This is a genomic window from Streptomyces sp. NPDC001536 (assembly GCF_042894505.1).
In the GTDB taxonomy this organism is placed as follows: Bacteria; Actinomycetota; Actinomycetes; order Streptomycetales; family Streptomycetaceae; genus Streptomyces.
In genome coordinates this window covers 248,320-270,814 of sequence record NZ_JBIAVQ010000006.1, presented here as the reverse complement: position 1 = coordinate 270,814, position 22,495 = coordinate 248,320, and the positions used below count along the sequence as shown (strand labels likewise).

General features: G+C 70.5%; 16 protein-coding genes and 3 tRNA genes. 8 read left to right on the top strand and 11 right to left on the bottom strand.

Annotated features, from left to right (window positions below; genetic code table 11):
• Nucleotides 1-89: 89 nt before the first annotated feature.
• Nucleotides 90-2,243: an OmpL47-type beta-barrel domain-containing protein gene (locus tag ACFY0U_RS19130; protein ID WP_388637202.1), complete on the bottom strand. Its 2,154-nt coding sequence runs from the start codon at nt 2,241-2,243 to the stop codon at nt 90-92.
• A gap of 47 nt (nt 2,244-2,290) precedes the next feature.
• The gene (locus ACFY0U_RS19125) at nt 2,291-4,771 is read right to left on the bottom strand and encodes a ThuA domain-containing protein (RefSeq protein ID WP_388636761.1); all 2,481 of its coding nucleotides are present in this window, start codon (nt 4,769-4,771) and stop codon (nt 2,291-2,293) included.
• Between the two features lie 189 nt (nt 4,772-4,960).
• Between ACFY0U_RS19125 and ACFY0U_RS19120 the strand changes: the two genes are divergently transcribed.
• Nucleotides 4,961-5,929: a multicopper oxidase domain-containing protein gene (locus ACFY0U_RS19120; protein WP_388636758.1), complete on the top strand. Its 969-nt coding sequence runs from the start codon at nt 4,961-4,963 to the stop codon at nt 5,927-5,929.
• Here the strand turns inward: ACFY0U_RS19120 and ACFY0U_RS19115 are convergent.
• Nucleotides 5,923-6,789: a hypothetical protein gene (locus ACFY0U_RS19115; RefSeq protein WP_388636755.1), complete on the bottom strand. Its 867-nt coding sequence runs from the start codon at nt 6,787-6,789 to the stop codon at nt 5,923-5,925. The two genes, ACFY0U_RS19120 and ACFY0U_RS19115, sit on opposite strands and share 7 nt — an antisense overlap.
• Before the next feature lie 138 nt (nt 6,790-6,927).
• Here ACFY0U_RS19115 and ACFY0U_RS19110 point away from each other — a divergent pair, with 138 nt between their 5' ends.
• Complete coding sequence (locus tag ACFY0U_RS19110) at nt 6,928-7,935, top strand: LacI family DNA-binding transcriptional regulator (RefSeq protein WP_388636752.1); 1,008 nt, start codon at nt 6,928-6,930, stop codon at nt 7,933-7,935.
• On the opposite strand, the gene ACFY0U_RS19105 is transcribed toward ACFY0U_RS19110, so the two are convergent.
• Both ACFY0U_RS19105 and ACFY0U_RS19100 read right to left on the bottom strand, forming a co-directional pair.
• Nucleotides 7,932-9,419: a HEAT repeat domain-containing protein gene (locus ACFY0U_RS19105; protein WP_388636749.1), complete on the bottom strand. Its 1,488-nt coding sequence runs from the start codon at nt 9,417-9,419 to the stop codon at nt 7,932-7,934. The two genes, ACFY0U_RS19110 and ACFY0U_RS19105, sit on opposite strands and share 4 nt — an antisense overlap.
• A 37-nt stretch (nt 9,420-9,456) precedes the next feature.
• Nucleotides 9,457-10,242 (bottom strand): VOC family protein, encoded by a 786-nt coding sequence (locus ACFY0U_RS19100; protein ID WP_388636746.1) that lies wholly within the window; start codon nt 10,240-10,242, stop codon nt 9,457-9,459.
• Nucleotides 10,243-10,483: 241 nt separating this feature from the next.
• Here ACFY0U_RS19100 and ACFY0U_RS19095 point away from each other — a divergent pair, with 241 nt between their 5' ends.
• Entirely contained in the window at nt 10,484-10,729 is a 246-nt protein-coding gene (locus tag ACFY0U_RS19095) for a WhiB family transcriptional regulator (RefSeq protein WP_199924482.1), read from the top strand.
• Here ACFY0U_RS19095 and ACFY0U_RS19090 read toward each other — a convergent pair.
• Complete coding sequence (locus tag ACFY0U_RS19090) at nt 10,710-13,181, bottom strand: hypothetical protein (RefSeq protein WP_388636743.1); 2,472 nt, start codon at nt 13,179-13,181, stop codon at nt 10,710-10,712. The two genes, ACFY0U_RS19095 and ACFY0U_RS19090, sit on opposite strands and share 20 nt — an antisense overlap.
• A gap of 97 nt (nt 13,182-13,278) precedes the next feature.
• Here ACFY0U_RS19090 and ACFY0U_RS19085 point away from each other — a divergent pair.
• The 4 genes from ACFY0U_RS19085 to ACFY0U_RS19070 all read left to right on the top strand — a co-directional run bounded on the left by ACFY0U_RS19085 (nt 13,279) and on the right by ACFY0U_RS19070 (nt 16,003).
• A tRNA-Ser gene (locus ACFY0U_RS19085) sits at nt 13,279-13,350 on the top strand.
• Nucleotides 13,351-13,360: 10 nt separating this feature from the next.
• Nucleotides 13,361-13,433: transfer RNA gene (locus tag ACFY0U_RS19080), tRNA-Asp, on the top strand.
• A gap of 45 nt (nt 13,434-13,478) precedes the next feature.
• Nucleotides 13,479-14,831: an SDR family NAD(P)-dependent oxidoreductase gene (locus ACFY0U_RS19075; protein ID WP_388636740.1), complete on the top strand. Its 1,353-nt coding sequence runs from the start codon at nt 13,479-13,481 to the stop codon at nt 14,829-14,831.
• Entirely contained in the window at nt 14,828-16,003 is a 1,176-nt protein-coding gene (locus ACFY0U_RS19070) for a ribonuclease inhibitor (RefSeq protein ID WP_388636737.1), read from the top strand. Before ACFY0U_RS19075 ends, ACFY0U_RS19070 begins: the two co-directional genes overlap by 4 nt.
• Before the next feature lie 3 nt (nt 16,004-16,006).
• Here the strand turns inward: ACFY0U_RS19070 and ACFY0U_RS19065 are convergent, their stop codons facing one another.
• Together ACFY0U_RS19065 and ACFY0U_RS19060 are read right to left on the bottom strand one after the other, a co-directional pair.
• On the bottom strand, nt 16,007-17,815 hold the full coding sequence (locus tag ACFY0U_RS19065; RefSeq protein WP_388636735.1) for an AAA family ATPase: 1,809 nt from the start codon (nt 17,813-17,815) through the stop codon (nt 16,007-16,009).
• Nucleotides 17,816-17,835: 20 nt separating this feature from the next.
• Nucleotides 17,836-19,242, bottom strand: a complete 1,407-nt coding sequence (locus ACFY0U_RS19060) for a hypothetical protein (RefSeq protein WP_388636732.1) — start codon at nt 19,240-19,242, stop codon at nt 17,836-17,838.
• 90 nt (nt 19,243-19,332) lie between these two features.
• Here ACFY0U_RS19060 and ACFY0U_RS19055 point away from each other — a divergent pair.
• A tRNA-Trp gene (locus tag ACFY0U_RS19055) sits at nt 19,333-19,408 on the top strand.
• Nucleotides 19,409-19,411: 3 nt separating this feature from the next.
• Here ACFY0U_RS19055 and ACFY0U_RS19050 read toward each other — a convergent pair.
• The 3 genes from ACFY0U_RS19050 to ddaH form a co-directional block, all read right to left on the bottom strand.
• Nucleotides 19,412-20,251, bottom strand: coding sequence for a hypothetical protein (locus ACFY0U_RS19050; protein ID WP_388636729.1), 840 nt, complete (start codon nt 20,249-20,251; stop codon nt 19,412-19,414).
• 81 nt (nt 20,252-20,332) lie between these two features.
• Nucleotides 20,333-21,307, bottom strand: coding sequence for an acyl-ACP desaturase (locus ACFY0U_RS19045; RefSeq protein WP_388636726.1), 975 nt, complete (start codon nt 21,305-21,307; stop codon nt 20,333-20,335).
• A gap of 216 nt (nt 21,308-21,523) precedes the next feature.
• The gene (ddaH, locus tag ACFY0U_RS19040) at nt 21,524-22,300 is read right to left on the bottom strand and encodes a dimethylargininase (protein ID WP_388636723.1); all 777 of its coding nucleotides are present in this window, start codon (nt 22,298-22,300) and stop codon (nt 21,524-21,526) included.
• Between the last annotated feature and the right edge of the window lie 195 nt (nt 22,301-22,495).

Sequence of the window (22,495 nt, the reverse complement as noted above, 5' to 3'; positions counted from 1 at the left end):
TCAGCCGCGGGCGGGCCGCTGGATAACAGGGTGCGGCCCACCGTCACCGCGGTGGGCCGCACCCCCTGGCCGTCACTGGAGAGGAGGGCTCACAACTCCTTGATCCGGATGTCCCGGTAAGAGACCACGTCCGTCGTGCCGTGCACCTGGAGTCCGAGGTAGCCGGAGGCGAACCGTCGCCCGTCCGTGCCCGGGTCGTCCGAGCGGGGCGGGGTGAAGTCCTGGCCGCCGATGTTGTCGAACTCGTTGATCAGCACACCGTTGCGGTAGACCGAGTAGTGCTGGTCGACCACCCGGATCTCGTAGTCGTTCCAGGTGCCCTTCTGGGTCACCCCCGCACCGGCCAGGCCCACGCGGTCGAAGCCGTAGACCGAGCCCGTCTTGTACATGTCGCCGTCGGGCCGGTCCAGGACCTGCACCTCGTGCCCGTACTTGATGGCGACCCACTCCGGCCGTGACTCCTCCGGATGGTCGTGGACCCACGGGAAGCGCACGAACACACCCGAGTTGGCGTTGCCGGTGCCCGGCGCGTCGTCCCGCCACTGGAGCCGCAGCGAGAAGTCGCCGTACTTGCGCTCCGGGAACCACAGCATGCCGAGCCCGGCCTTCGTGGTGCCGGAGGTGATCGAGCCGTCGCCGTTCAGTGCGAACGAACCGCCGCCCACCTGCTGCCACTTGGCGAACGACTCCGCGCTGCCGTCGAGGATCGTCCGGTAGCCCTCGGTCTGTCCGGGCTTGCCGATCCCGGACTGCCGGGCGGCCTTCTGGATGGCGTTGTACTCGCGCTGGTCGACGACCCCTTCCTTGAGGAGCTTGTCGAGGACCGTCTTCACGTGCTTGACGAACAGCGCGTGGGAGGTCCACTCCTTCTCGTCCTCGATCAACTCGTTGATACGGCAGCGGCTGTTGGTGAGCCGGTTGGGCACACCCGAGTCGATCTCGCCGACGATGACCGTCAACCGCTCGTCGAACTCCGGGCAGTTGGGGGCCGGGACCTGGCTGGACACGACGGTGAAGGTCACCGTGCGAGCGGCGGCGGTGTTGCCCGCCTTGTCGGTGGCGCGATACGCCAGGGTGTGGGTGCCCGCACGGTCGACGATCACCGGTGTGGTGTAGGCGATGTACGGTCCACCGTCGATCGAGTACTCGATCCGGTCGACACCGGACCCGCCGTGCTCGTCCGCGGCGCTCACGGTCACCTTGGCATTGCCGACATAGGCCCCGCTCGAATTCTTCGTGCCTTCGACCGTCACGCCCGTCACCGGCGGTGTGGTGTCCGGAGTCGGTGTCGCGACGACCGTGAACCGCACGCTCTTCTCGGCGGCGACGTTCCCCGCCTTGTCGGTGGCCCGGTAGCGCACGGTGTGGGTACCGACCTGGTGCACCATCACCGGTGCGGTGTACGCCTGCCAGGCCCCGTCGCCGACGGCGTACTCGATGGTGTTGACGCCGGAGCCGGTGTCCGAGGCGGACACGGTCACCGTCGCCATGTCGAGGTACGCCCCGTCGGCGTTCTGCTCGCCGGTCACCGTCGCCGAGGTGTCCGGGGCGGTGGTGTCGTCGGAGGCCGGCGGGACGACCGTGAACTGGACGCTCTTCTCGGCGGAGACATTGCCCGCCTTGTCGAGCGCCCGGTAGCGGATCCTGTGGCTGCCGACCTGGTCGACGACGACCGGGGTGGTGTACGGCAGCCAGTCGCCCGTGTCGCCGACCGCGTACTGGATACCGTCGACCCCCGACCCGCCCTCGTCGTCCGTCGCGCTGATCGCGACACTCGCCGAGCCGACGTACTCGCCCTGCGCGTTCTGTGTCCCGGTCACCTGCGCCGCCGCCGTGGGCGCGGTGGTGTCCTCGCCGGTGCCCTCGGTCACGACCAGGATGCCCTGCATCTGTCCGTGGCCCGGGATCGTGCAGTGGTAGAAGTAGCGGCCCGGGGTGAGGGTGGCCTCGGCGGTGTGGCGGCCGTTCATGTCGTCGTTCGGGTTGGCGAGGATGTTGAGTTCCACATCGCTGTTGAACTCGGGGTCGCTCGTCACGAACGTCAACGTGTGCGGCATTCCCGTGGTGTTGCCGGTCGCCACACTGTTCTCGAACACGATCGTCGCCTGACCCGCCACCGCGGTCGTCGGCGCCGACGTGTACTTGGTGATGTCGTCGCCGGCCGTCCAGGTGAGCGTCTGGGCGGCGGCCGCCCGCTCCCCGGGCTGCTGGGCCGAGACGGGCGCCGTCTGCAGCCCGAGCATGATCAGTACGGCGGCCAGCAGGGCGGTCCAGATTCTTCGTCGCTGCGTCACCGAGCGGCCCCCCTCGCCAGCTGACCGGCGGCCGGAGTGGGCCCGCCGCCCTTGTAAGTGACGTGCCACAGCGCCGACTTGGTGTCCGAGGTGAAGAAGCCGCGGCCGTAGTCGAGCACGTACAGCGAGCCGTCCGGACCGAATTTCCAGTCCATGAGGTTCCTGATGCCGTCGTTGCCGATGGGCACGATCTTCTTCAACGACTCGGAGTGCACCGGCAGTCCACCCTCCCCGTGCGTCTTCGGGTCGGTGATGACGGCGTTGCGCGGCTGGTCGGCGTCGTAGAAGTCACCGACGAACCACTTGCCGTCCCAGTACGCAGGCCACTTGACCTCGCTGGCGCTCGCCGTGTCGTAGCGGTAGACCGGCCCGTTCATCGCGGCCTGCCCGCCACCCTTGAGCCACGGCAGCAGATACGTGGACTCCTCCTGCTTGTAGGAGGGGATGCCGTTCGCGTCGCGCGGGAAGTCCGGTGCGCCGCCCTGGGGCGAGTACCAGATGTTGTTGCCGGTGACCGGCGGGAGGTTGACGAGGCCGTCGTTGTTCGGGGACTCGTTCTTCGGGTGGTCGCAGTCGTACCAGCCCAGCGGCTTCGTCGGGTCGGGGAGGTTGCGGTCGCGGTAGGGCTGCTTGTTGCCCATGCAGTACGGCCAACCCCGGTTGCTCGCCTTGGTGATGACGGCGAACGTGTCGTACTTGGCCGGACCCCACGTCGTCGACGGCGCGGAGGCGTCCGGGCCGACCCAGCCGGCGTACAGGATGTCGGTCTTGCGGTCGACGAAGATACGAGCCGGGTTCCTGACCCCCATCACATAGATCTCGCCGCGGGTCTTCCCGCCGCCCTCGTCGGTCTCCTGCCCGGTGAAGAGGTTCCCGGCGGGCAGGGTGTACGTCCCGTCCGGCTCCGGATGGATGCGCAGGATCTTGCCGTTGAGGTTGTTGGTGTTGCCGGCGGTGCGCCGCGCGTCGGCGAAGGAGACGCCCTTGAAGTTGGGCTCCGGGTTGTTGCCCGAGTAACCGTCGCTGAAGCGGCTGGAGTTGTTGTCACCGGTCGCGATGTACAGGTTGCCCTTCGAGTCCCAGGCCATCCCGCCACCCGCGTGGCAGCAACTGTGGATCTGCACCGGCCACTTGAGCAGCACCTTCTCACTGCCCAGGTCCAGCTTGTTGCCGGCGAGGTCGAGCGTGAACCGGGAGACCCGCCGCTCGGCCATCCGCGTCTCGCGGTTGATCTGCGAGTGCGGCGTGTAGTGCAGATACACCCACCCGTTCTCCTCGAACCGAGGATCGAGCTCGATGCCGAGCAGGCCCTCCTCGACCTTGACCAGCTCGTCGCCGCCGCCCTTGTTGCCGAAGACCGTCAACGCCCCCGCGAGGGTGACCTTCTTGGTCCTCGGGTCGTAGACGTGGATCTCGCCCCTGCCCTTGCCGATGTCGGGGTTGTTCCAGTCGGTGACCACCGGCTGGGAGGAGTCGGCGCCGCCCCGGCCGATGTAGAGCACCCGGCCGTCGGGCGCGGTGACCAGGCCGTGCGGCTCGCCGATCTGGTCGTTCTGCCCGGCCTGGTTGGGCTGGGTGAGACGCTCCGCCTTGTAGTTTCCGGTGATGGTCGCCTTGCAGTCGGCCTGCACCAGCCGCGAGGTCCACAGCAGCGCGCCGCGCAGATGCGTACGGAAGTCGGTCTCGTCGTACGACGACACCGTGCCGCCCATGCCGGTGTAGAAGGACCGGCCGCCGTCGTAGTCACGGCACCAACTCACCGGATGGTCCCAGCCGTTCCTGCTCGCTCCCGGCTGGTACGTCGACTCGCGGACCCGGGCCACGGTGTGGACCTCGCCCGACGGGTTCTTGGTCCAGTTGAACCACTGGTCGGGCCGCTTCCACTGCACCGGGAGGTCCTTGGTCGCCGGATGCTGACGGTCCCCGACCTCGACAACCGCCCGCTGTACGGCCGTTGGGCTGGAAGCCGCCGGCCGGGCGCCGACCAGACCCGTGAACCAGTCCGAGTACGGCTCCGCGCGGGCCGCGTCATGGACGCCGACGAAACCGCCGCCGGCCTCCATATAGGCCTCCAGGCCGGCCTCCTGCTCCGGATCGAGGATGTCACCGCCGCCGGTCAGGAAGACGATCGCGTTGTAGCGCCCGAGCTTCGTCTCGTCGGTGAACACCGAAGCGTCGTCGGTGGCCTCGGTCCTGAACCGCTGGTCCGTCGGCCCGGACAGGCCGATCTTCTCGATCGTCTCGATCCCCGCGTTCACGACCGGCGACTCCTCCCCGGCCGCCGCGGAACCATGGAAGACCAGCACACGTACATTGGCGCCGCCCGGCGGCGACTTCACGGACATCGTTGTCAGGGGTGGCTCGGGAGCCGGACGCGCGCTGGCGGCGGGACCCGACAGCAGTCCGGCGACGACGACCCCGGCGGTCACGCCCGCCACGCCGACCCGTCTTCTCGCGCTCAGTCCTCGTAAGTGCATGGGCACCTCCTCGGTCACAGCAACAGCGCGATGGAAGCTAGACCTCTTTGCGCAACTCGCCAATACCTATGACCGAGTTGGGGCCAACTTTGTCCTGAGCGTGGAAAAACAGCGGAACGGCCGGTACCGTCTCACAGGTTCATCACAGGTACGTCTCCGCAAGTTCCGTATCAGGGTGGGGAGTTCCGCATGGACCGACGCGGGTTCAACCGACGAGTACTGCTGGGTGGCGCCGCCGTCGTGGGCAGCGGGGCCGTCGCGACATCGTTGTCGCTGGCACCGGACGCCGCGAGCGCCGACGGACCGGCCAGAACCGCCCCGGCCGGGGGCGAGGTGAGACACATCAAGCTGTACGCCGAGAAGCTCGCCGACGGGCAGATGGGCTACGGCTTCGAGAAGGGCAAGGCGACGATCCCCGGCCCGCTCATCGAACTCAACGAGGGCGACACCCTGCACATCGAGTTCGAGAACACCATGGACGTCAGGGCGAGCCTCCACGTCCACGGCCTCGACTACGAGATCACCAGCGACGGCACCAAGTTGAACAAGAGCGACGTCGAACCCGGCGGCACCCGCACCTACACCTGGCGCACCCACGCCCCCGGCCGCCGCAAGGACGGCACCTGGCGCGCGGGCAGCGCGGGGTACTGGCACTACCACGACCACGTGGTGGGTACCGAGCACGGGACCGGCGGCATCCGCAAGGGCTTGTACGGCCCGGTGATCGTGCGCCGCAAGGGCGACGTCCTCCCGGACAAGACGCACACGATCGTCTTCAACGACATGCTCATCAACAACAAGCCGGCGCATTCGGGGCCCAACTTCGAGGCCACGGTGGGCGATCGCGTCGAGTTCGTGATGATCACCCACGGCGAGTACTACCACACCTTCCACATGCACGGTCACCGCTGGGCCGACAACCGCACCGGCATGCTCACCGGCCCCGACGACCCGAGCCAGGTCATCGACAACAAGATCGTGGGCCCCGCGGACTCCTTCGGCTTCCAGGTGATCGCGGGGGAGGGCGTCGGGGCGGGCGCGTGGATGTACCACTGCCATGTCCAGAGCCACTCCGACATGGGGATGGTGGGGCTGTTCCTGGTGAAGAAGACGGACGGGACCATCCCGGGGTACGAACCGCACGAGCACGATCACTGACGGGAGAGGTCGAACAGGGTCCATTCCGTGCCGGGTTGCTCCTGGACGTAGAGGCGGGAGCCGCGGCAGACGACGCGGCGACGGCCGAGGGGGGTGCCGTCCGGGCGGGTGAGGCGGGTCGTCGCCAAGGGGTCGACTGCGGTGTCGGTGAGTCGGCCGGTGACGAGTCGGTCGTGAGCGTCGAGGGAGCCGCCGAAGAAGGCGACGCGCTCGCCGTGGACGAGGATGCCGTGGGCGGACCTCACTGGTGAGGTGCGGACGCGGGTCGGTCGGCCGTCCCGGACCTCAAGGAGGGGGAAGTCCGTGTACGGGTACACCCAGGCGGCACGGCGGTCCACGTTGAGGGCGTAACAGTCGACGATGTGGCGAGCTCCCGGGCCCGGCGAGTACGTCCACAAAGGCTCTCCCGTGCTGCTCCACCGACGTACGCCCGGTGCGCTCAGGCGATCGCCCAGGACGCCTTCGTCGAAGTACCCGATCCAGAGGTCGCCCGACGCGTCGGTCAGCAGATGCTGGATGCCGTCGCCGACACGGAAGGCCGACGAAGGGCGCCCCAGCGCGTCGAAGACCTGTACCTGGTCGTCGCCCGTGTCGCTGCGCGCGTCGGCGAGGACGAAGCCGCCGGCCGGCAGGGCACCGATCATCGGGTGACGTGACCCCACCGCACTCAGACGGGTCTCGTCCGCGTAGTCGCCCTCCACGGTGACCACCAACGCGTCGTACGGCCCGTGCCGGCTCCGCGCGCCGCAGAGCAGCCAGTGCGCACGCCCGAAGGCATCCACGGTGCTGTGCAGTACGGTCCGGTCGCGGTACGCGCGGGGCAGGCGGGCGTAGGAGGCCAGGCGGCGGTCAGCGGCCATGGGCCTTTCTCGTGGTCATACGGCGATGATCCGATCGTCCTGATCTCGCGGGCAACCGGTTTTCGGTCCCCCGAGAGCGCTCTCACGCCCTCCCCGGCCAGGGCTATCCTGATCCGCAACCACGAGGAGGGCCCCGAAGTGACCGAGACAGCGCCGCGTCCCACGCTGGAGGCCGTGGCCGAGCGGGCCGGGGTCTCGCGGGCCACCGTGTCCCGGGTGGTGAACGGTGGGGACGGGGTGCGGGAGCCGCTCGTCGAGCGGGTCCGGCGGGCGGTGGAGGAGCTGGGGTACGTGCCGAACCAGGCCGCCCGCAGCCTGGTGACGCGCCGGCACGACGCGATCGCCGTCGTCGTCGCGGAGCCGGAGACCCGGGTCTTCGCCGACCCCTTCTTCGCCCTGCAACTCAGGGGCATCAGCAAGGAGTTGACGGCCCACGACAACCAGCTGGTCCTGCTGCTGACCGAGGGACGCGACGACCACGCCCGGGTCGGCCGCTATCTCGCCGGCGGCCATGTCGACGGGGCGCTCGTCTTCTCCCTGCACCTCGACGATCCGCTGCCCGGACTGATCCAACGGGCCGGTATCCCGACGGTGTTCGGCGGTCGGCCCGGGTGGAGCGACGGCAGCCGTGACGTGGTGTTCGTCGACAGCGACAACCGGGGCGGGGCGCGGGACGCCGTACGCCATCTCGTGGGCCTCGGCCGTAGGCGTATCGCGCACATCACCGGCGCCCTGGACCAGACGTCGGCGGTGGACCGGCTGGAGGGGTTCCGGGACGTCATGGGGGACACCGACCCGGAGCTGGTGGTCGAGGGGGACTTCACCCCGGGCGGTGGGGAGCGGGCGATGCGGGAGCTGCTGGAGCGGCGCCCGGACGTCGACGCCGTGTTCGCCGCGAACGACCTCATGGCGTCCGGGGCGCTGCGGGTGCTGCGGGAGCGGGGGCGGCGGGTGCCGGACGACGTGGCCGTGATCGGGTTCGACGACATGCTGCCGGTGGCGGAGCAGACCGATCCGCCGCTCACGACGATCCGTCAGGACATCGAGGAGATGGGGCGGTTGATGGCCCGGCTGTTGCTGGGGACGGACGGCGCCGCGTCCAGCGTCGTGCTGAGGACGACACTGGTGCGGCGGGCGTCCGCCTAGGCGTTGTAGGCGCGCGTCTTGTCCAGCGTCAGCTCCAGGAGGGCCGTCCGGAAGCCGGGCACCGTGTCGTCGCCGTCCTCGTGCTCGTTCGGCCGGTCGGGCCAGCCGTCCTGGCGCAGCCGCTCCAGCAGACGGGCCCACTGCGCGGTCACATCCTTCGACGGCTGCTTTCCGAGATCCAGGAAGAAGCCGACGGAGCTGATGAACCGGGCCTCGACATCGGGCCGTCGGAGCTCGGCCGTCAGCAGGTCGTACGCTCCGGGCTCGTTGCGGTGGATCGCCCCGTCCACGCTCGCCACGCGCAGACCCGGGTCGGCCGATCCGGCCTTGGCCGCGAGCGCCGCGGAGGCAGCACGGGTGTCGGCCTCCGCGCGGCAGGGAATCGTGGCGAGTGCGTACGCCGCCGAGCGCACGACCTCGACGTCCGGGTCGTGCTCCATGGCCTCGATCAGGGCGGCGACGGCCCGCGACTCCTCAGGCTGTCCGGGAGCGATGGTGTCCAGCCCGGCGGCGGCGTTCGCCCGCACCAGCGGGTCGGGGTGACCGAGCGCCGCGAGGAACATTTCCACCGGTGGGTCGTCCAGGCGCCGGTCGGCGTGGAGCGACGGGTAGCAGCTCAGGACCTCGCTGAAGGTGAACGGATCCTGGTCCGGTACGCAGAGATCGTCGAGCGCCTCGCGGATGGCATTGTGCAGGCACACGTCGTTGTGTTCGAGCATGATGGCGAGGCTCTCCACGCCGAGTGCCACGCGATCCGGTTCGGCGCTCCCGCACAGGTCGAGTGCCTCCCCGATGCGCAAGGCGGCCAGCTGCCGATCCGCCCAGGTCTCGTCAGCGGGCCGTTCACAGTGGGACACCAGCAGCGCGTAGCGGTCGTCGCTCCGCGCCGGGAGCGCGAGTGCCCGCTCCAGCGTCCCCCGGGTCGCGTGTCTCGCCCGTTCGATGTCGTCCGCGGGGAGGGGATCGTAGCGGCGTACGGCGTCATGAAGCAGCTCGACGGTGACGCCGAACGTGACCACGTAGGTGAGGGAATCCGGGTCCGTCCCGGACAGCTCATCGGGCTTCCCGCCCTGCTCACGCACCCGCCGCAGTCGAGCACCCACTTCGGCGGCCAACTCGTCGTCGACGGTGTCCAGCGCGGCACCGGCCCCGAACTCCGCCAGCAGGGCGGTCCAGGCACGCACCAGTTCGACCGGTTCATCGACATGGGTGGCGAACATCCGCTCCACGCGTTCCCGCAGCGCCCGGTCCCGGCACACGGCATCGCAGAACGGCCCGGCGACAGCGTCGAACCAGAGGGGAGACGGCTCCCGATCCATCGCCTGCGCCAGCTCCCGAATCGCCCAGGCCGTGTCCTTCACCTGGGCGATCTCACCGGCGGCAGCCGCCCGCACCTCCGGTTCGGACGACCTCAGCCGTGCGGACAGCTCACGCTGCCGCTCCTGTTCTTTCCGAGCCCGGCGCTCGGTGAACGTCCTGAACATCCGGACAGACTAAGGGCGCTCACCGACCGGGCCTCCGTCAGCCCTGCCCCGGCACGCTCTTGATCACCGCGAACCGCGCCCCGTAGGGATCGGCGAGCTTGGCCACCCGGCCGACGCCCTCCACGTCCGTGGCGGGCATCCGGACCGTGCCGCCGAGCTCCTGCGTCTTGGAGACCACCGCGTCCGGGTCGGTGACCTCGAAGTACGGCAGCCAGTACGGGTCCGTCTCCCCGGGCGCCTCGGCCAGGGGCACGATGCCGCCGAACATGGCGTCCTCGGAGGCGCCGGCGGGATTGATGGTGGTGTACGTGCCGCCGGGGAAGTCGACGCCGTAGGTCTCCAGACCGAGGGCGGCGTTGTAGAAGAACGCGGCCGCGGGCTGGTCCGGTGTGTACAGCTCCAGCCAGCACAGGGAGCCGGGCTCCTGCACGACGTCGAGGCCCTTGTTCACGGCGGGCTGCCAGATGCCGAAGGAGACGCCCGCCTTGTCGGCGAGGATGGCCATGCGGCCCTGGTCCATGACGTCCATGGGCGGCAGCAGCACCGCGCCGTGCGCCTGCTCGGCGGCCTTCGCCGTGGCATCCGCGTCCGGAGTCTGGAAGTACACCGTCCAGGAGGGCGGGCCCTGCTCCGGAGGATTCTGCATACCGGCCGCGGCCGTCCTGCCGTCGAGCTGGAAGAAGCCGTAACCGCCGGCCTCGGGCGGCCCCGGCTGGAACCGCCAGCCGAACAGCGCGCCGTAGAAGGAAGCGGCGCCGTCGATGTCGGGGGTGCCGAGATCGAGCCAGTTCGGGGCGCCGGTGACATAACGGGTGGTGAGCATCGTTGCCCTCCTCTGAAGGGTCCCGTCCACTGCACTGCCGAGTCTCGCACCGCCCACTGACAATCGCCCCGTGCAGTGACCATCCGTGACGGGCAGGCCTCTCCCAGTTTTCCCGCGATTCCGCGCGCCGCCGTGCGCCACGCCGAGCGGCGGAGGACCATCAAGGCGGCCGGGGGCCTGCGAACGCGGCGTTGATCCCGCGTTGATCGAACGTTTTTCGCCGCCCGGCACGATCCTGAACATGCTCATCGAAACGATCACCCCGCCCGGCCTGGACTGGCAGGACGAGGCGTTGTGCGCGCAGACCGGTGGAGACTTCTTCTTCCCCGAGCCGGGCAGCTCCGTACGCGAGGCGAAGCGGATCTGCGGCCTGTGCCCGATCCGCTCCGCCTGTCTGGAGTACGCCCTCGACAACGACGAACGCTTCGGTGTCTGGGGCGGCCTGTCGGAGAAGGAACGCCTGGAGATCAGGCGTACGTCACACTGAACCGCCACGTCCCCGCCGGCACCCGCACGTCCTGGCCCGTCACGGCGAGCTCCCGCCCGTTCGCCTCGGCCGAGCGCACCTCGCCGAACGCGCACGGATAGACGAACCGCACCCCCTCCGGCGCCTGCCTGATGTCCACGGTCACCGTCCGCGCGGCCGGGTCGTGGGCGAGCCGGTAGCCGAACGGCGAGCCGAAGAGCGTCGGCGCCGCGTCCACGGTGACCCGTTCGTCTCCCGGCACCCAGTGCGGTCGTACGCCGGGAGCGATGTACAGGTGCGGGTCGTGGTCCTCGTCCGCCTCGAAGAAGAGGATGTCGCGGATCAGCAGCAGATACTCGGCGGCCGCCCAGCCGTGCGGGATGTCACCCATGTACCAGCGGCCGAACGGGACTTCGGCGAAGTCGGACGCCACCGGGTAGGCGTGCTGCTCGTTCCAGGCGCCCAGTGCCGCCGCGCGTCCGGCCGGGTGCGGGAAGCCCGCGTCGAAGATCCAGCCGAGCAGTTCGTCCATCCGTCCCGGATCACCGGCGAGCAGATACGCGTGCGCCAACTGCGTGGTCAGGTAGGGCCCGTACGCGTACCAGGCGGCGTCGTGCCGGAAGCCGCCGGTGACGAAGTGCGCGTACATGGTGTCGAGCGTGCAGCGGGCCGCCCGGTCGATGTCGTCGCCCAACTTGCTGCCCATGTGCAGGCGCAGCGGGTGGAAGTAGGCGGCCGCGCCGATCATCGTCGAGTCGAGCCGGCCGACATCACCGGGCCCGGCCGGGATGTACGTCTCCCAGGCCCCGCGCGCCCGCTGCTCACCCAGCACCCAGCGGATCGACTCGGCCGTGGCCCGCTTCAAGTCGTCGAAGGCACCCCACAGTTCGCCGGCCTCCGGCGCCCCGATGCGCTCGGCGAGCCGGGCCGCCTCGTAGAGTCCGGCCAGGCCCCAGAAGTCGTCCCAGTAGTGCGGCTTGTCGCGCTCGCCGAGGTGCTCGGCGCTCCAGCCGCTGTGCAGCAGGCCGTACTGATCGCGGTTGTCCCGCAGCCAGCGGGCCGCGTCGCGCACATACGGGACGTACAACTTGGCCCCGAACGCCGCCCGTCGGCCGCTCGTGCGGTCGAACCGGCCGATCGCCCACAGGGCTTGGCCGTTGCTGTCCCACTCGCGGTCGTCCTTCTCGTGCGGCCCGCCGTAGAAGCCGTACTCGGCACACGGACCGATCCGGCCCGTCCCGTGGTTGAACCTGAGCGGGTAGTGGGTGCCCAACTGCCGTTCGGCCAGGGCCGAGTCGCCGACGAGCGAGCATGCCGTCGCCTCGACGGAGGAGTCGCGGATCCAGAAGGAGTCGTAGACGGTCGGGCCGGGATGGATCTCACCGTGGTCGGACAGGATCAGGAGCTGCGAACGCGCCTGCCGGAACTGGTCGGTGAGGTGCGCCACCGGACGCGGCAGCCCCGGCTGGAGGCCTTGCCCGAGGAGCTTCGCCGTCCAGAAGTCCCGGTTGGCCGCCTCCAGTTCGGCGGTCGGCGTGCCCCTGAGCTCGGCGAGGTCGGCGGAGCCGGAGAACTGGTCCACGGGCAGGCGTACATCGATCTCGAAGACCTCGTCCTCGGCGATCCGGAACGGCCACGCGAACACCGCGCTGCACAGACCCGCCACCTGGTCCTGTGCCTCCACGGCGCCGTTCAGCTTGCCGCCGACGGCCAGGTCGTGGAAGGCGCTGCGGGTGAGGTACGCGTCCGGGTCGAAGGAGAAGTCCGTGTTGCCGTAGACCCCGTACTGCTCCGGCGCGGTGTCGAAGACCGGGCCCCAGCCGGCGTTGGTCTCCACCCGCTGTTCGTCCGGCAGATGACGCAGGAACGTCAGCCGGCGGTCGGTGATCTGCCGTCCGTTGCGGTCGTGCCGCTGGAAGCCGCTCGGTCCGGACGGCAGCACCGCCGCGCACAGCAGACCGGTGCGCTCCCGTCCCGTCGGACTGCCCACGGTCACCCGGGTGACGACCAGGTCCCGTTGGCTCGCCCCGACGGTGGCGGCGAAGGTGCGCTGCACGAACTCCACGTCGTCCGTGGTGCGGAACGTCGTCAGCACGACCGGCAGATGCGGTGCCTCCAGCCGCTGCTCCACCCGTCCGCTGTCCGGGAGTTGGGGCAGCCATGAGGTGCCCGTTGTCGGATCGTGCAGGAAGAACGAGAGGCTGTACTTGTCGTAGACCGGTTCGATCTCACCCGCCTGGCCGATCAGGGACTCCTGACGGTGGTCCTTGACGCCGACCATGTGCCAGTACCGGTACAGGGCGTTGGAGGCGAAGGCCGCCTCCTTGGACTCGTAGGTGCCGGAGTCGAAGTCGTCGCTCCAGCGGCGGAAGGCCTGCTGCGCCCACCAGGGCACGGGGTACGGGACCTGTTCCCGACCCGCCCAGGCGCGCCACATGACCTCGTAGAACATCCACTCATGGGTCTGGGCCATGGTGTGTCACCCCCTCCGGGCACCGTTGCACCGACGGGGCGTCCCGTAAATCGGTGCGACCGGCCATCGGGGGTGCGGTTAGGATCCGGGGGCGCGTCCGGACGTAGCGCAGAGGCAGGCGCACCGCCTTGCTCAGGCGGCCACGCCGGTTCGAATCCGGTCGTCCGGATGCGTGCGCGGGGTCCCGTAGAGCAGAGGCAGACTCGCCGCCTTGTCAGGGCGGATACGCCGGTTCGAATCCGGTCGGGCCCGCGGTACGGCGGTGACGGGCGGGGACGGCACAGAGGCGGGGCGATCATGGAGGCGGGACTGTCCGCTTCGGGGCACGAGGCGGTCAGCGAGGCGGAACTGGCCGCCTTCCACCAGGTGGTGGGCAAGTTGCGGGCTCTGCCCGTCGACGACCCGGTGCGGTTGCGCGCCGAGCAGGTCGCCGCCTCCTTCGCCCGCGACGGACGGCTGCGGCGGCGCAAGACGCGGGGCGCCGAGGCCTCCGCCGCCGACGCGCGGGCCATGGCCGCGACCGCTACCGGCGCGCTGAGCCGCCGCGAGGACGCGCCCCTGGCCGGGTCCGGCGACTCGGGTGTCTTCCGCAAGCCCCGCACCTGTTATGTCTGCAAGTCGCCCTATCGACACGTCGATGCCTTCTACCACCGCCTCTGCCCCGACTGCGCCGCCGACAACACGGCCCGACGGGCGCTGAGCACCGACCTCAGCGGTCGCCGTGTGCTGCTCACCGGCGGCCGGGTGAAGATCGGTTTCCAGCTGGCGCTGATGATGCTGCGCGACGGCGCGGAGGTCCTCGTCACCTCGCGCTTCCCGCACGACACCGCGCGCCGCTTCCGCGCCGAGCCGGGCAGCGAGAAGTGGCTCGACCGGCTGACCGTGCTCGCCGTCGACCTGCGCGACCCACGCCAAGTGCTGGGGCTGTGTGAGGAGTTGCGGAAGGAGGGCGAGCCGCTGGACATCCTCGTCAACAACGCCGCGCAGACCGTACGGCGACCGCCGGAGTCGTACGCGCTGCTCGCCTCCGGGGAGTACGACGGTCTGCCCGAGGGCGCGCGGCGGGCCCCCGGCTTCACGCCGATGCGGATGCTGGAGAGCGGTGCCGCCTCCCTTCCCGTCGCCCTGCGCGAGGCCGACGAGGCGGGGCTGCTGCCCGACCCGTCCCCGGAGAACTCCTGGTCGGCCCGGCTCGGCGCCCTCGACCCGGCGGAAGTGCTGGAGACCCAGCTCGTCAACGCCCTCGCCCCGGCGCTGCTGTGCGACCGGCTGCTGCCCCTGCTGCTCGCCTCGCCGCACCCGCGTCGGTACGTCGTCAATGTGACCGCGGTGGAGGGCCGTTTCGCCGTCCGCAACAAGATGGCCGGGCATCCCCACACCAACATGGCCAAGGCCGCCCTGAACATGCTCACCCGCACCAGCGCCGCCGAACTCGCCGAGCAGGGCGTCCACATGTGCGCCGTGGACACCGGCTGGATCACCGACGAGAACCCGGCGCCGAAGAAGGCACGGATGGCCCAGGCCGGGTTCCGCACACCGCTGGACGTGGTGGACGGGGCGGCCCGGGTGTACGACCCGATCGTGCGGGGCGAGGCGGGGGACCCCGTGTCCGGGGTCTTCCTCAAGGACTATCGGGAGGCGGAGTGGTGACCGAGGGAACGAGTGGCTTCGCCGGTGTTCCCTCCGTAGTGCCGCGGCCGGTGGCCGAACTCGCCCCGCTCCTCGACTGGTTGCGGGCCGGGCGCCCGGCCGGTGAACGGCTGGACTTCCCCGCCGGTACCGCGCTGCCCGACGGGCGGCTCGACCTGTGCAAGCAGGAGCTGGGTGCGGAGGGTGCCGCCCTGGTCGCCGAGGCGCTGGCGCAAGGACCCTCGCCCGTACGGCATCTGCTGCTCGGCACGGACGGTCTCGGCGATGCCGGGGCCGCCGTCGTCGCCGGAGCGAGCGAGGACGTCGAGACGCTCTACCTCGGCTGCAACGGGATCACCGCGGGCGGCGCCTGCCGGATCGCCGACCAGCTGCGGGCCTCGCCACAGGTCGTCACGGGGGTATGGCTCAAACGCAACCCGCTGGGCACCGGGGGAGGTCGTGCGGCGGCCGAACTCATCGACTCCGCGCGGTCGTTGCGCACCCTCGACCTCGTCCAGACCGGCCTCGACGCGGCAGGCGCCGTCGTCCTCGCCGACGCGCTGCTGGCGGCCGCCGGCAACGGGCGCCGTATCGAGCGGCTCTTCGTCGGCGGCAACCCGCTGGGGGAGGCGGGGGCGGAGGCGCTCGGCGCGGTCGTGGCGGCCGGCGCGATCGACGAACTGTACGTGTCCGCCGCCCGGTTGGGGGACGCGGGAGCCCTCCGCCTGGCCGAGGCGCTGGAGCGGGCGCCGCACGGACGACTCACCCGGCTCGCCGTCGCCAGCAACGGCGTCGGACCGCGGGCCGCCGCCCGGCTGGTGACGGCGGCCACCGCGGCCGGGGTCACCCTGCTGGACCTCGGCCGGGTACGCGCGGCGGCGGTCCTGGGCGCGGCCGACAACCACATCGACCTGACGGCAGCCGAGACGATGTCCGAGACCCTGGCGGCCGCCGAGCACCGTCTGACCCACCTGGTCCTCACCCACACCGGCATGCGCAGCCGCGAGGCCCACCGCCTCCTCGACACCGCACCCCGCGCCGTCACCGCCACGCGCTTCGTCCTGGGCCAGGGCATCGCCGCCAGCGTCAGACGCCGCCTGAACGCGCTCAGCGCACACCTTCCGCCACCAGCGGTCCCCGCCGACGTGGCCGCCGTACGGAGCGTGCACAGGACGGCCCCGCCCGACGCCTGAGCCTCAGCGCTTCCGCATCCCCACGAACACCTCCGTCCAGAACCGCTGCTGCCGCTCCGAGGCGCCCACGAGATAAGTCGCCCGCAGCTTCGCCGGCAGCAGGGCGACCAGGCGGGTCACCACCGCGCGGTGCTTCTTCAACTGGGACAACTCGGCGTTGGCGAGGATCTGGTGGACGACGTCGCTGTCGTCGCCGCCCTCGTCGGTGTGGGCGGCCGCCCGGCGCAGTCGGGCCTCCCACGCGTCGGCGTCCCGAGCGAGCTCGCGCAGGCCCGTGACCTGGTGGCCCTTCAAGCGGTCCATGAGGGCCGTGAGCGGAACCGGCGCGTACTCGCCGTCGCCCAGATAGACCGTGCCCATCTCCAGCGGCAGCCCGCGCCGGTGCAGTTTGATGAGCCGCTCCAGCGTGCGCTTGGTGATCCAGGCACGGCCCTCATCGTCGATGTCGTGCTTCCACCACTCCAGGACCGTCTCCGCGTCGGAGCCGTAGCGGGCGAGCAGCCACTCGTTGGCCGGGATGTCCTCCGGTTCGACGGTCAGCGAGGCCGTGAAGCGTGTCGCCTGGGCGATGTTGTTCCGGGACACCAGCAGCTTGCGGCCGAGGTGGTACGGCGGGTTCTGGACGGCTATCTGGGCGCGCAGGTTCTCGATCCGCCGCCCGGCCAGCGACCACTCCTGCGTGATCTCCATGAGCTTGGCGAACGCGGCCTTGTCCTTGGGCCGGTTGTACTCGTCCCACACGATCGCCTTCGGCTCCGGACCGGTGAAGTGCGCGGCGAGCAGATTCTCCAGGGTGCCGTCCGCCGACGGGATCGGCGCGCACAGGTCCTCGACGTTGGTCACCGGCAGCGAGAAGTACAGCGCGTCCCGGCCGAGCCCCTCGCGCACCGTCTCCCGCACCAGCTCCGTCTTGCCGCACCCCGGCGGGCCCTGGAGCAGCACCGTCCAGCGGTTGCGCAGCGCGGCGCGCACGACCTGCCGTACCGGGTCGGGGATCGTCGCCGGGTTGGCCACGCCCACCGACTCGGCGATCCGGTCCAGGATCTCGTGCGTACGGTCCTGCCCGGGCTTGCCGTCCGGGCCCGGCTCGGCCAGCCGCAGCCGCTCGCCGTCGACCAGGGGCAGGCCCCAGCGCAGCGGGAAGCCCTCCTTCGCGTTGGCCAGGATGTGGTCGAGGGTGCGTGGGGAGAGCCGCTCGCGCAGGGCGGGGGAGAGGGACGCCCACAGCGAGAACACCGGACGCAGGTCCCACGGGCGGTACTTGGCCGCCAGGTGCCGGCGCCAGGACGTGTCGTTGGCCGTGATCCGCAGGGTGACCATGCGGTCCAGGAGCGCGAGGTCACCGCGCCTTGACGAGGTCTCCGCGAGCGACTCGTTGTCGGTCAGGAACACCCCGACGCACCCCAGGGCCCGCAGATCGTGCTCGCCCAGCGTCCAGTCGCAGGCGATCTGCATCAGCTGCGACTGGATGGTGTCGCCCGCCTGGAGCGAGTCGTCGATGAGCAGCACGAACGGGGTGCCGGGCTTCAGCTGGCTCATCACCAGCTGGCGCAGCACCAGTTCGCCGGTGTGCGGATCGCGCACGGGCGCGTTGACGAGCAGGTCGTCGGGCGTCAGGTTCGCCGCCGGGACGTACACCAGGGCGGTGTCCGGGTGGGCGCGGGCGAGGTGGGAGAAGAACGTCGCCGTCTTGCCGATGCCGTGCTCGCCGAAGATCTGGCCCGTCTGGCCCATGTCGATCATCGCGTCGATGAAGGACTCGAGCCGCGAGAGGGATCGCACGTCCGTCGACTGCTGTGTCTGCGTGGTCATTTACCGCGTTCCCCTGGTCATTACCGCGATCCCGTGCTGACGCGATGGCAGTCCATCGCGGGTGTGTGCGTCTCGGGCCATTCGTCGCCGCCCTCCGTGATCAGCCAGATCCATTTGTCCGGCTCGGCGGGCGTGATCGTCGGCGCGTATCCGTCGGTGAGCATCACGACGGCGTCCGGGGTCTCGTCGAAACGGCGCCCGTTCACCTCCGTACGGCCCTCCACGTAGTCCGCGACGGCCTGGAAGCTCGTACCGCCACCGCCGTAGACCCGCTCGCCCGGCACGAAGGGCATGACCACGGCGTCGAAGGACAGCCAGTGCGCCTGAACGCCGTCGATCCCGCCCACGAGTTCGGTGAGCCAGGTGATCACGTGGTGCGGCATCGAGCCCGAGGTGTCGTACGCGATGACCAGCACCTTGTCCCGCACCGGGCCGCGCCGTGCCAGCATCGGGTCCTGGCCGAGGGCCGCGAGCAGGGCGCCGCGCTTCTTCGGGTACACCAGCCGCTCGCCGTCGCGCAGTTTGGAGCCGAGGACGTCGACCAGCCAGCGCTGCCACCAGTCGACCGTGCGCGTGCGCGTGGTCTCGCCGCGCAGCATGCCCGCGCCCAGGTTGCCCCAGATCCGGGCCGCCCGGGCGCTGCCGTCCTGGGTGCGGTCCATGAGGTCGAGCAGCTCCCGCTCCGCGCCCGCGTGCCCGCGTCGTGCCGCCAGCAGGGAGTTGAGCAGCGCGGAGGACGTCACGGCGTCGACGGTCTCCTGGTCGGCCGGGACAGGGGCGCCGTCCGCCAGGTGCACGCAGAGCCGGCGCTCCGGGGCCGGTGGGCGGTGCATCCGCTTCAGCTCGCCGTAGACCCGCAGGTCCGTCTCGGTGAACGTCTCGTAGGGCACCGGCTCCAGTCCGTGGGCCGTGAGGTCCGCGCGGTAGTGCTCGTACACCGTGCGCGGGTCGACGCCCGTCGGCCGGCCGTCCAGCAGCGGCAGTTCGCGCCTGCCGAGCCGGACCAGCGCCACATGGTTGATGGACGCCTCGGCGGCCAGTTCGAAGACCGGGTCGTCGCGCAGTTCCGGGTCGGCGAACAGATGGCGGTGCACGAGGTGGCGGGCCTCGTGGAACAGGACGAACTTGACGCCGTCCAGGCCGAGTTCGACGAAGAAGTCCGGGTTGAACAGCAGCAGACAGGTGCCGTCGCCGGACGCCACCACGGCCGCCGTGTCGATCGCGGTCGTCGGGATCTGGTGGTGGCACTTGGCGTACAGCCAGGACGCCACCGCCGACTGCGTCAGCCCGAAGTCCAGCAGCGCGGCCTCCTTGAGCCGCCGCGCCTCCGCCACGACCCCCGGATCCGCCGGGCGGTACGCCTCCAGTGCCCTGCGGTCGGCGAGGTCCACCACCGGGGGACGCCGCCCCCGCTCTCCGTACGCCATGTCGTGCCCCCCGTACTGACAAGCCCCCGTGCCTCATTGGTACCAGGACCCACTGACATCGGGCCAAGGCATTACGATCTGGCGTCAAGGGCGGGGTCGTAGCGCAGAGGCAGGCGCACCGGTCTCCAAAACCAGAACACGCTGGTTCGAATCCAGCCGCCCCGCCCCCCTAGGCGATGGCGCCCGCGGTCACCACCAGCTCGGGCGCGTTGCCGTGGAAGGTCTCCATCAGCTGGGCCAGCACCGCCCACGCCTCCTCACGGTCGCCCAAGTGCTCCCGGACGAGCGGGCGGAGCGTGTCCTCGGCCTCCCGGACACGGGCCGGGAACAGCGCGTGCCCCAGCGCGAGCACCTCCAGGACGCGGACGGCAGGCCCCTCGGACGTCACGTACTCGGCGGGACCGTCGTACACGCCTGCCTGGCGCAGCCGGTGCGTGAACTTGGCGTGCGCGCCGAAGGATTCGCGCACCAGGGGCGGGCAGTCCGGGCGCACGGAGAGCGCCCAGCGCGCGTAACCCGGCAGCGGACGCTCGCGGTCCGCCTCGCCGACGGTCCACCAGTCGTCCGGAGTGAGCACCATGGACGCGGCGGCGCGTCCCGCGGCCATCGAGTCGACCTCGCGCAGACTGCCGACGAGGCCATGGCGGACGTAGCTCTCGGGGATCTCGGGCTCCGCCCCCGGGAGGGCGCGGTCGACCCGTATGGTCCCGGTGCGACCGGGCCCGAACGGCACACCGCGCGCGATGGCCCTGCGCAGTCCGGAGTCGGTCGGGATGTACCGCCACACGACGGCGTTGAGGCCGGGATCGTCGTTCTCCAGGATCCACAGCGCCACCGAGGCCGGCAGATGCGGCGCCCATGTCCATGCCCGCCGCAACCGTTCCGCGGTGGCCTCGGGCCGCTCGGGCGCGGGCAGCCCGGTCCGTGCCCGTACCCGCTCGGCGGTCTCCCCGTCGACCAGGCCGAGCAGAAAGCCGACCGCCTGTTCCACCCTGCTGTTCTGCCGCATGGCGGCATGATGCCGCAGGCAGAAGCAGGCCCGCGCGGAAAATTTCTCCGCGCGGGCCTGCTCAGGTGCTCTTGGGAGACGTCAGCCGGCGGCGCGCGCCGCCATCCGCGCCTTGCGCGTGGCCAGCTTCTCGTCGAACTTGGACGCCTCCGAGTCGAGACCGCCCATGTACAGGCCGATCTCCTCCTGCGCCTTCTGTCCCTCGGGGCCGAGACCGTCGATGTCCATGACCTTCAGGAACCGCAGCACCGGCTGGATGACGTCGTCGTGGTGGATGCGCAGGTTGTACACCTCGCCGATCGCCATCTGCGCCGCGAACCGCTCGAAGCCGGGCATGCCGTGGCCGGGCATCCGGAAGTTGACGAGCACGTCGCGCACGGCCTGCATGGTCAGGTCGGGGGCCAGCTCGAAGGCGGCCTTGAGGAGGTTGCGGTAGAAGACCATGTGGAGGTTCTCGTCGGTCGCGATGCGCGCCAGCATGCGGTCGCAGACCGGGTCGCCCGACTGGTGGCCGGTGTTGCGGTGCGAGACGCGGGTCGCGAGCTCCTGGAAGGCCACGTAGGCGACCGAGTGCAGCATCGAGTGCCGGTTGTCCGACTCGAAGCCCTCGCTCATGTGCTGCATGCGGAAGGCTTCCAGCTTGTCCGGGTCCACCGCGCGCGAGGCCAGGAGGTAGTCGCGCATCACGATGCCGTGGCGGCCCTCCTCGGCGGTCCAGCGGTGCACCCAGGTGCCCCAGGCGCCGTCGCGGCCGAACAGCGAGGCGATCTCGTGGTGGTAGCTGGGGAGGTTGTCCTCGGTCAGGAGGTTCACCACGAGCGCGATACGGCCGATCTCGGTGACCTTCGACTGCTCCTTGTCCCAGGCCTCGCCGTCCTCGAAGAAGCCCGGGAAGTTACGGCCGTCGCTCCAGGGCACGTACTCGTGCGGCATCCAGTCCTTGGTGACCTTGAGGTGCCGGTTCAGTTCCTTCTCGACCACTTCCTCGAGCGCGTACAGCAGCTTGGCGTCGGTCCAGACGGAAGGGCTGCCGAGGTGAGGGGTGGCGATCGTCACGGGAACTCCAGGGGGACGTGTGACAAAGCTGAACAAACCGGCGAGCGGTTGCCGGATCCAGTGGAACTTACGAAAGCGTAGGCTACGAATCCGTAGGTTACGAGACCGTAGGTTAAGGACGCTGTAAAGATCCCTGATCAGCCCATGTTCCCGGGCGTGCCCAAAAGGCCCCAGGACCGCAGGTCCCAGGGCCGAACGGGTGATCCGCTCACTCGGTCAGGCGTACAGCTCCCGCATCCGGACCGAGAGGCATGTCACACATCCCTCGAGCTTCTCGAACTCGCTGATGTCGACGACGACCGGCTCGTGGCCGAGGTCGGCGAGCAGCTCCGTCGTCTTCGGCGCGCTCGCCGAGATGAGCAGTTTGTGGCCGCCGAGCAGCACGACATGGCCGCCGGCCTCCTCCGGCACCGACAGGAAGCGCGGGAAGAGCGAGGGCCGGTCCACCTTCGGGATGTGCCCGATCACCGTCCCGTCGGGCAGCGCCGTGACCGCCGACTTCAGATGCAGCACCTTGCTCACCGGCACCGCGACGACCCGCGCCCCGAGCGGCTCGAAGGCGGCCCGCAGCTGCTGCACGCCGGCCGCGTTGGTACGGCCGCCGCGCCCGACGTAGATCGTGTCGCCGACCTTCAGGACATCGCCGCCCTCCAGTGTGCCCGGATCCCACACCCAGTTCACCGAGCAGCCGAGCGAGGCCACCGCCTCCTCGACCCCGGCGGTCTCCGGGCGGCGGGACTCGGCGCCGGGCCGGGTGATGAGCGCGACGTTCTTGTACATGACGACCGTGTCCTCGACGAACACGGAGTCCGGGCAGTCGTCGGCCGGATCCACCTCGACCGTGTCCCAGCCGTGCGCGCGCAGCGTCTCGACGTAGGCCTCCCACTGCTCGACCGCGAGATCGAGGTCGATCTTCTCGCGCTCGATGTGCGTCACCAGGCCTTCGGCGAGGCGCGGACTGGGGCGGCGGACGAGGGCCTTCTTGCTGGGCACGAGGAACTCCGTAACGGCGGCAGGGACGGCACCCCGGAAAAGCGGCACCGGTCAGCCATCATGCAGGGCGGGCCCGCGCGCACAAAACCCCTGGCGCCAGGCTGTGGCCCTCCTGAGATACGCGGCGGTAACCGAGCCCGGCGCCGTGAGGGGCTCCTTCGGCGGGTGCGCGGGCGCCCGGGGTGCCCTCCCGGA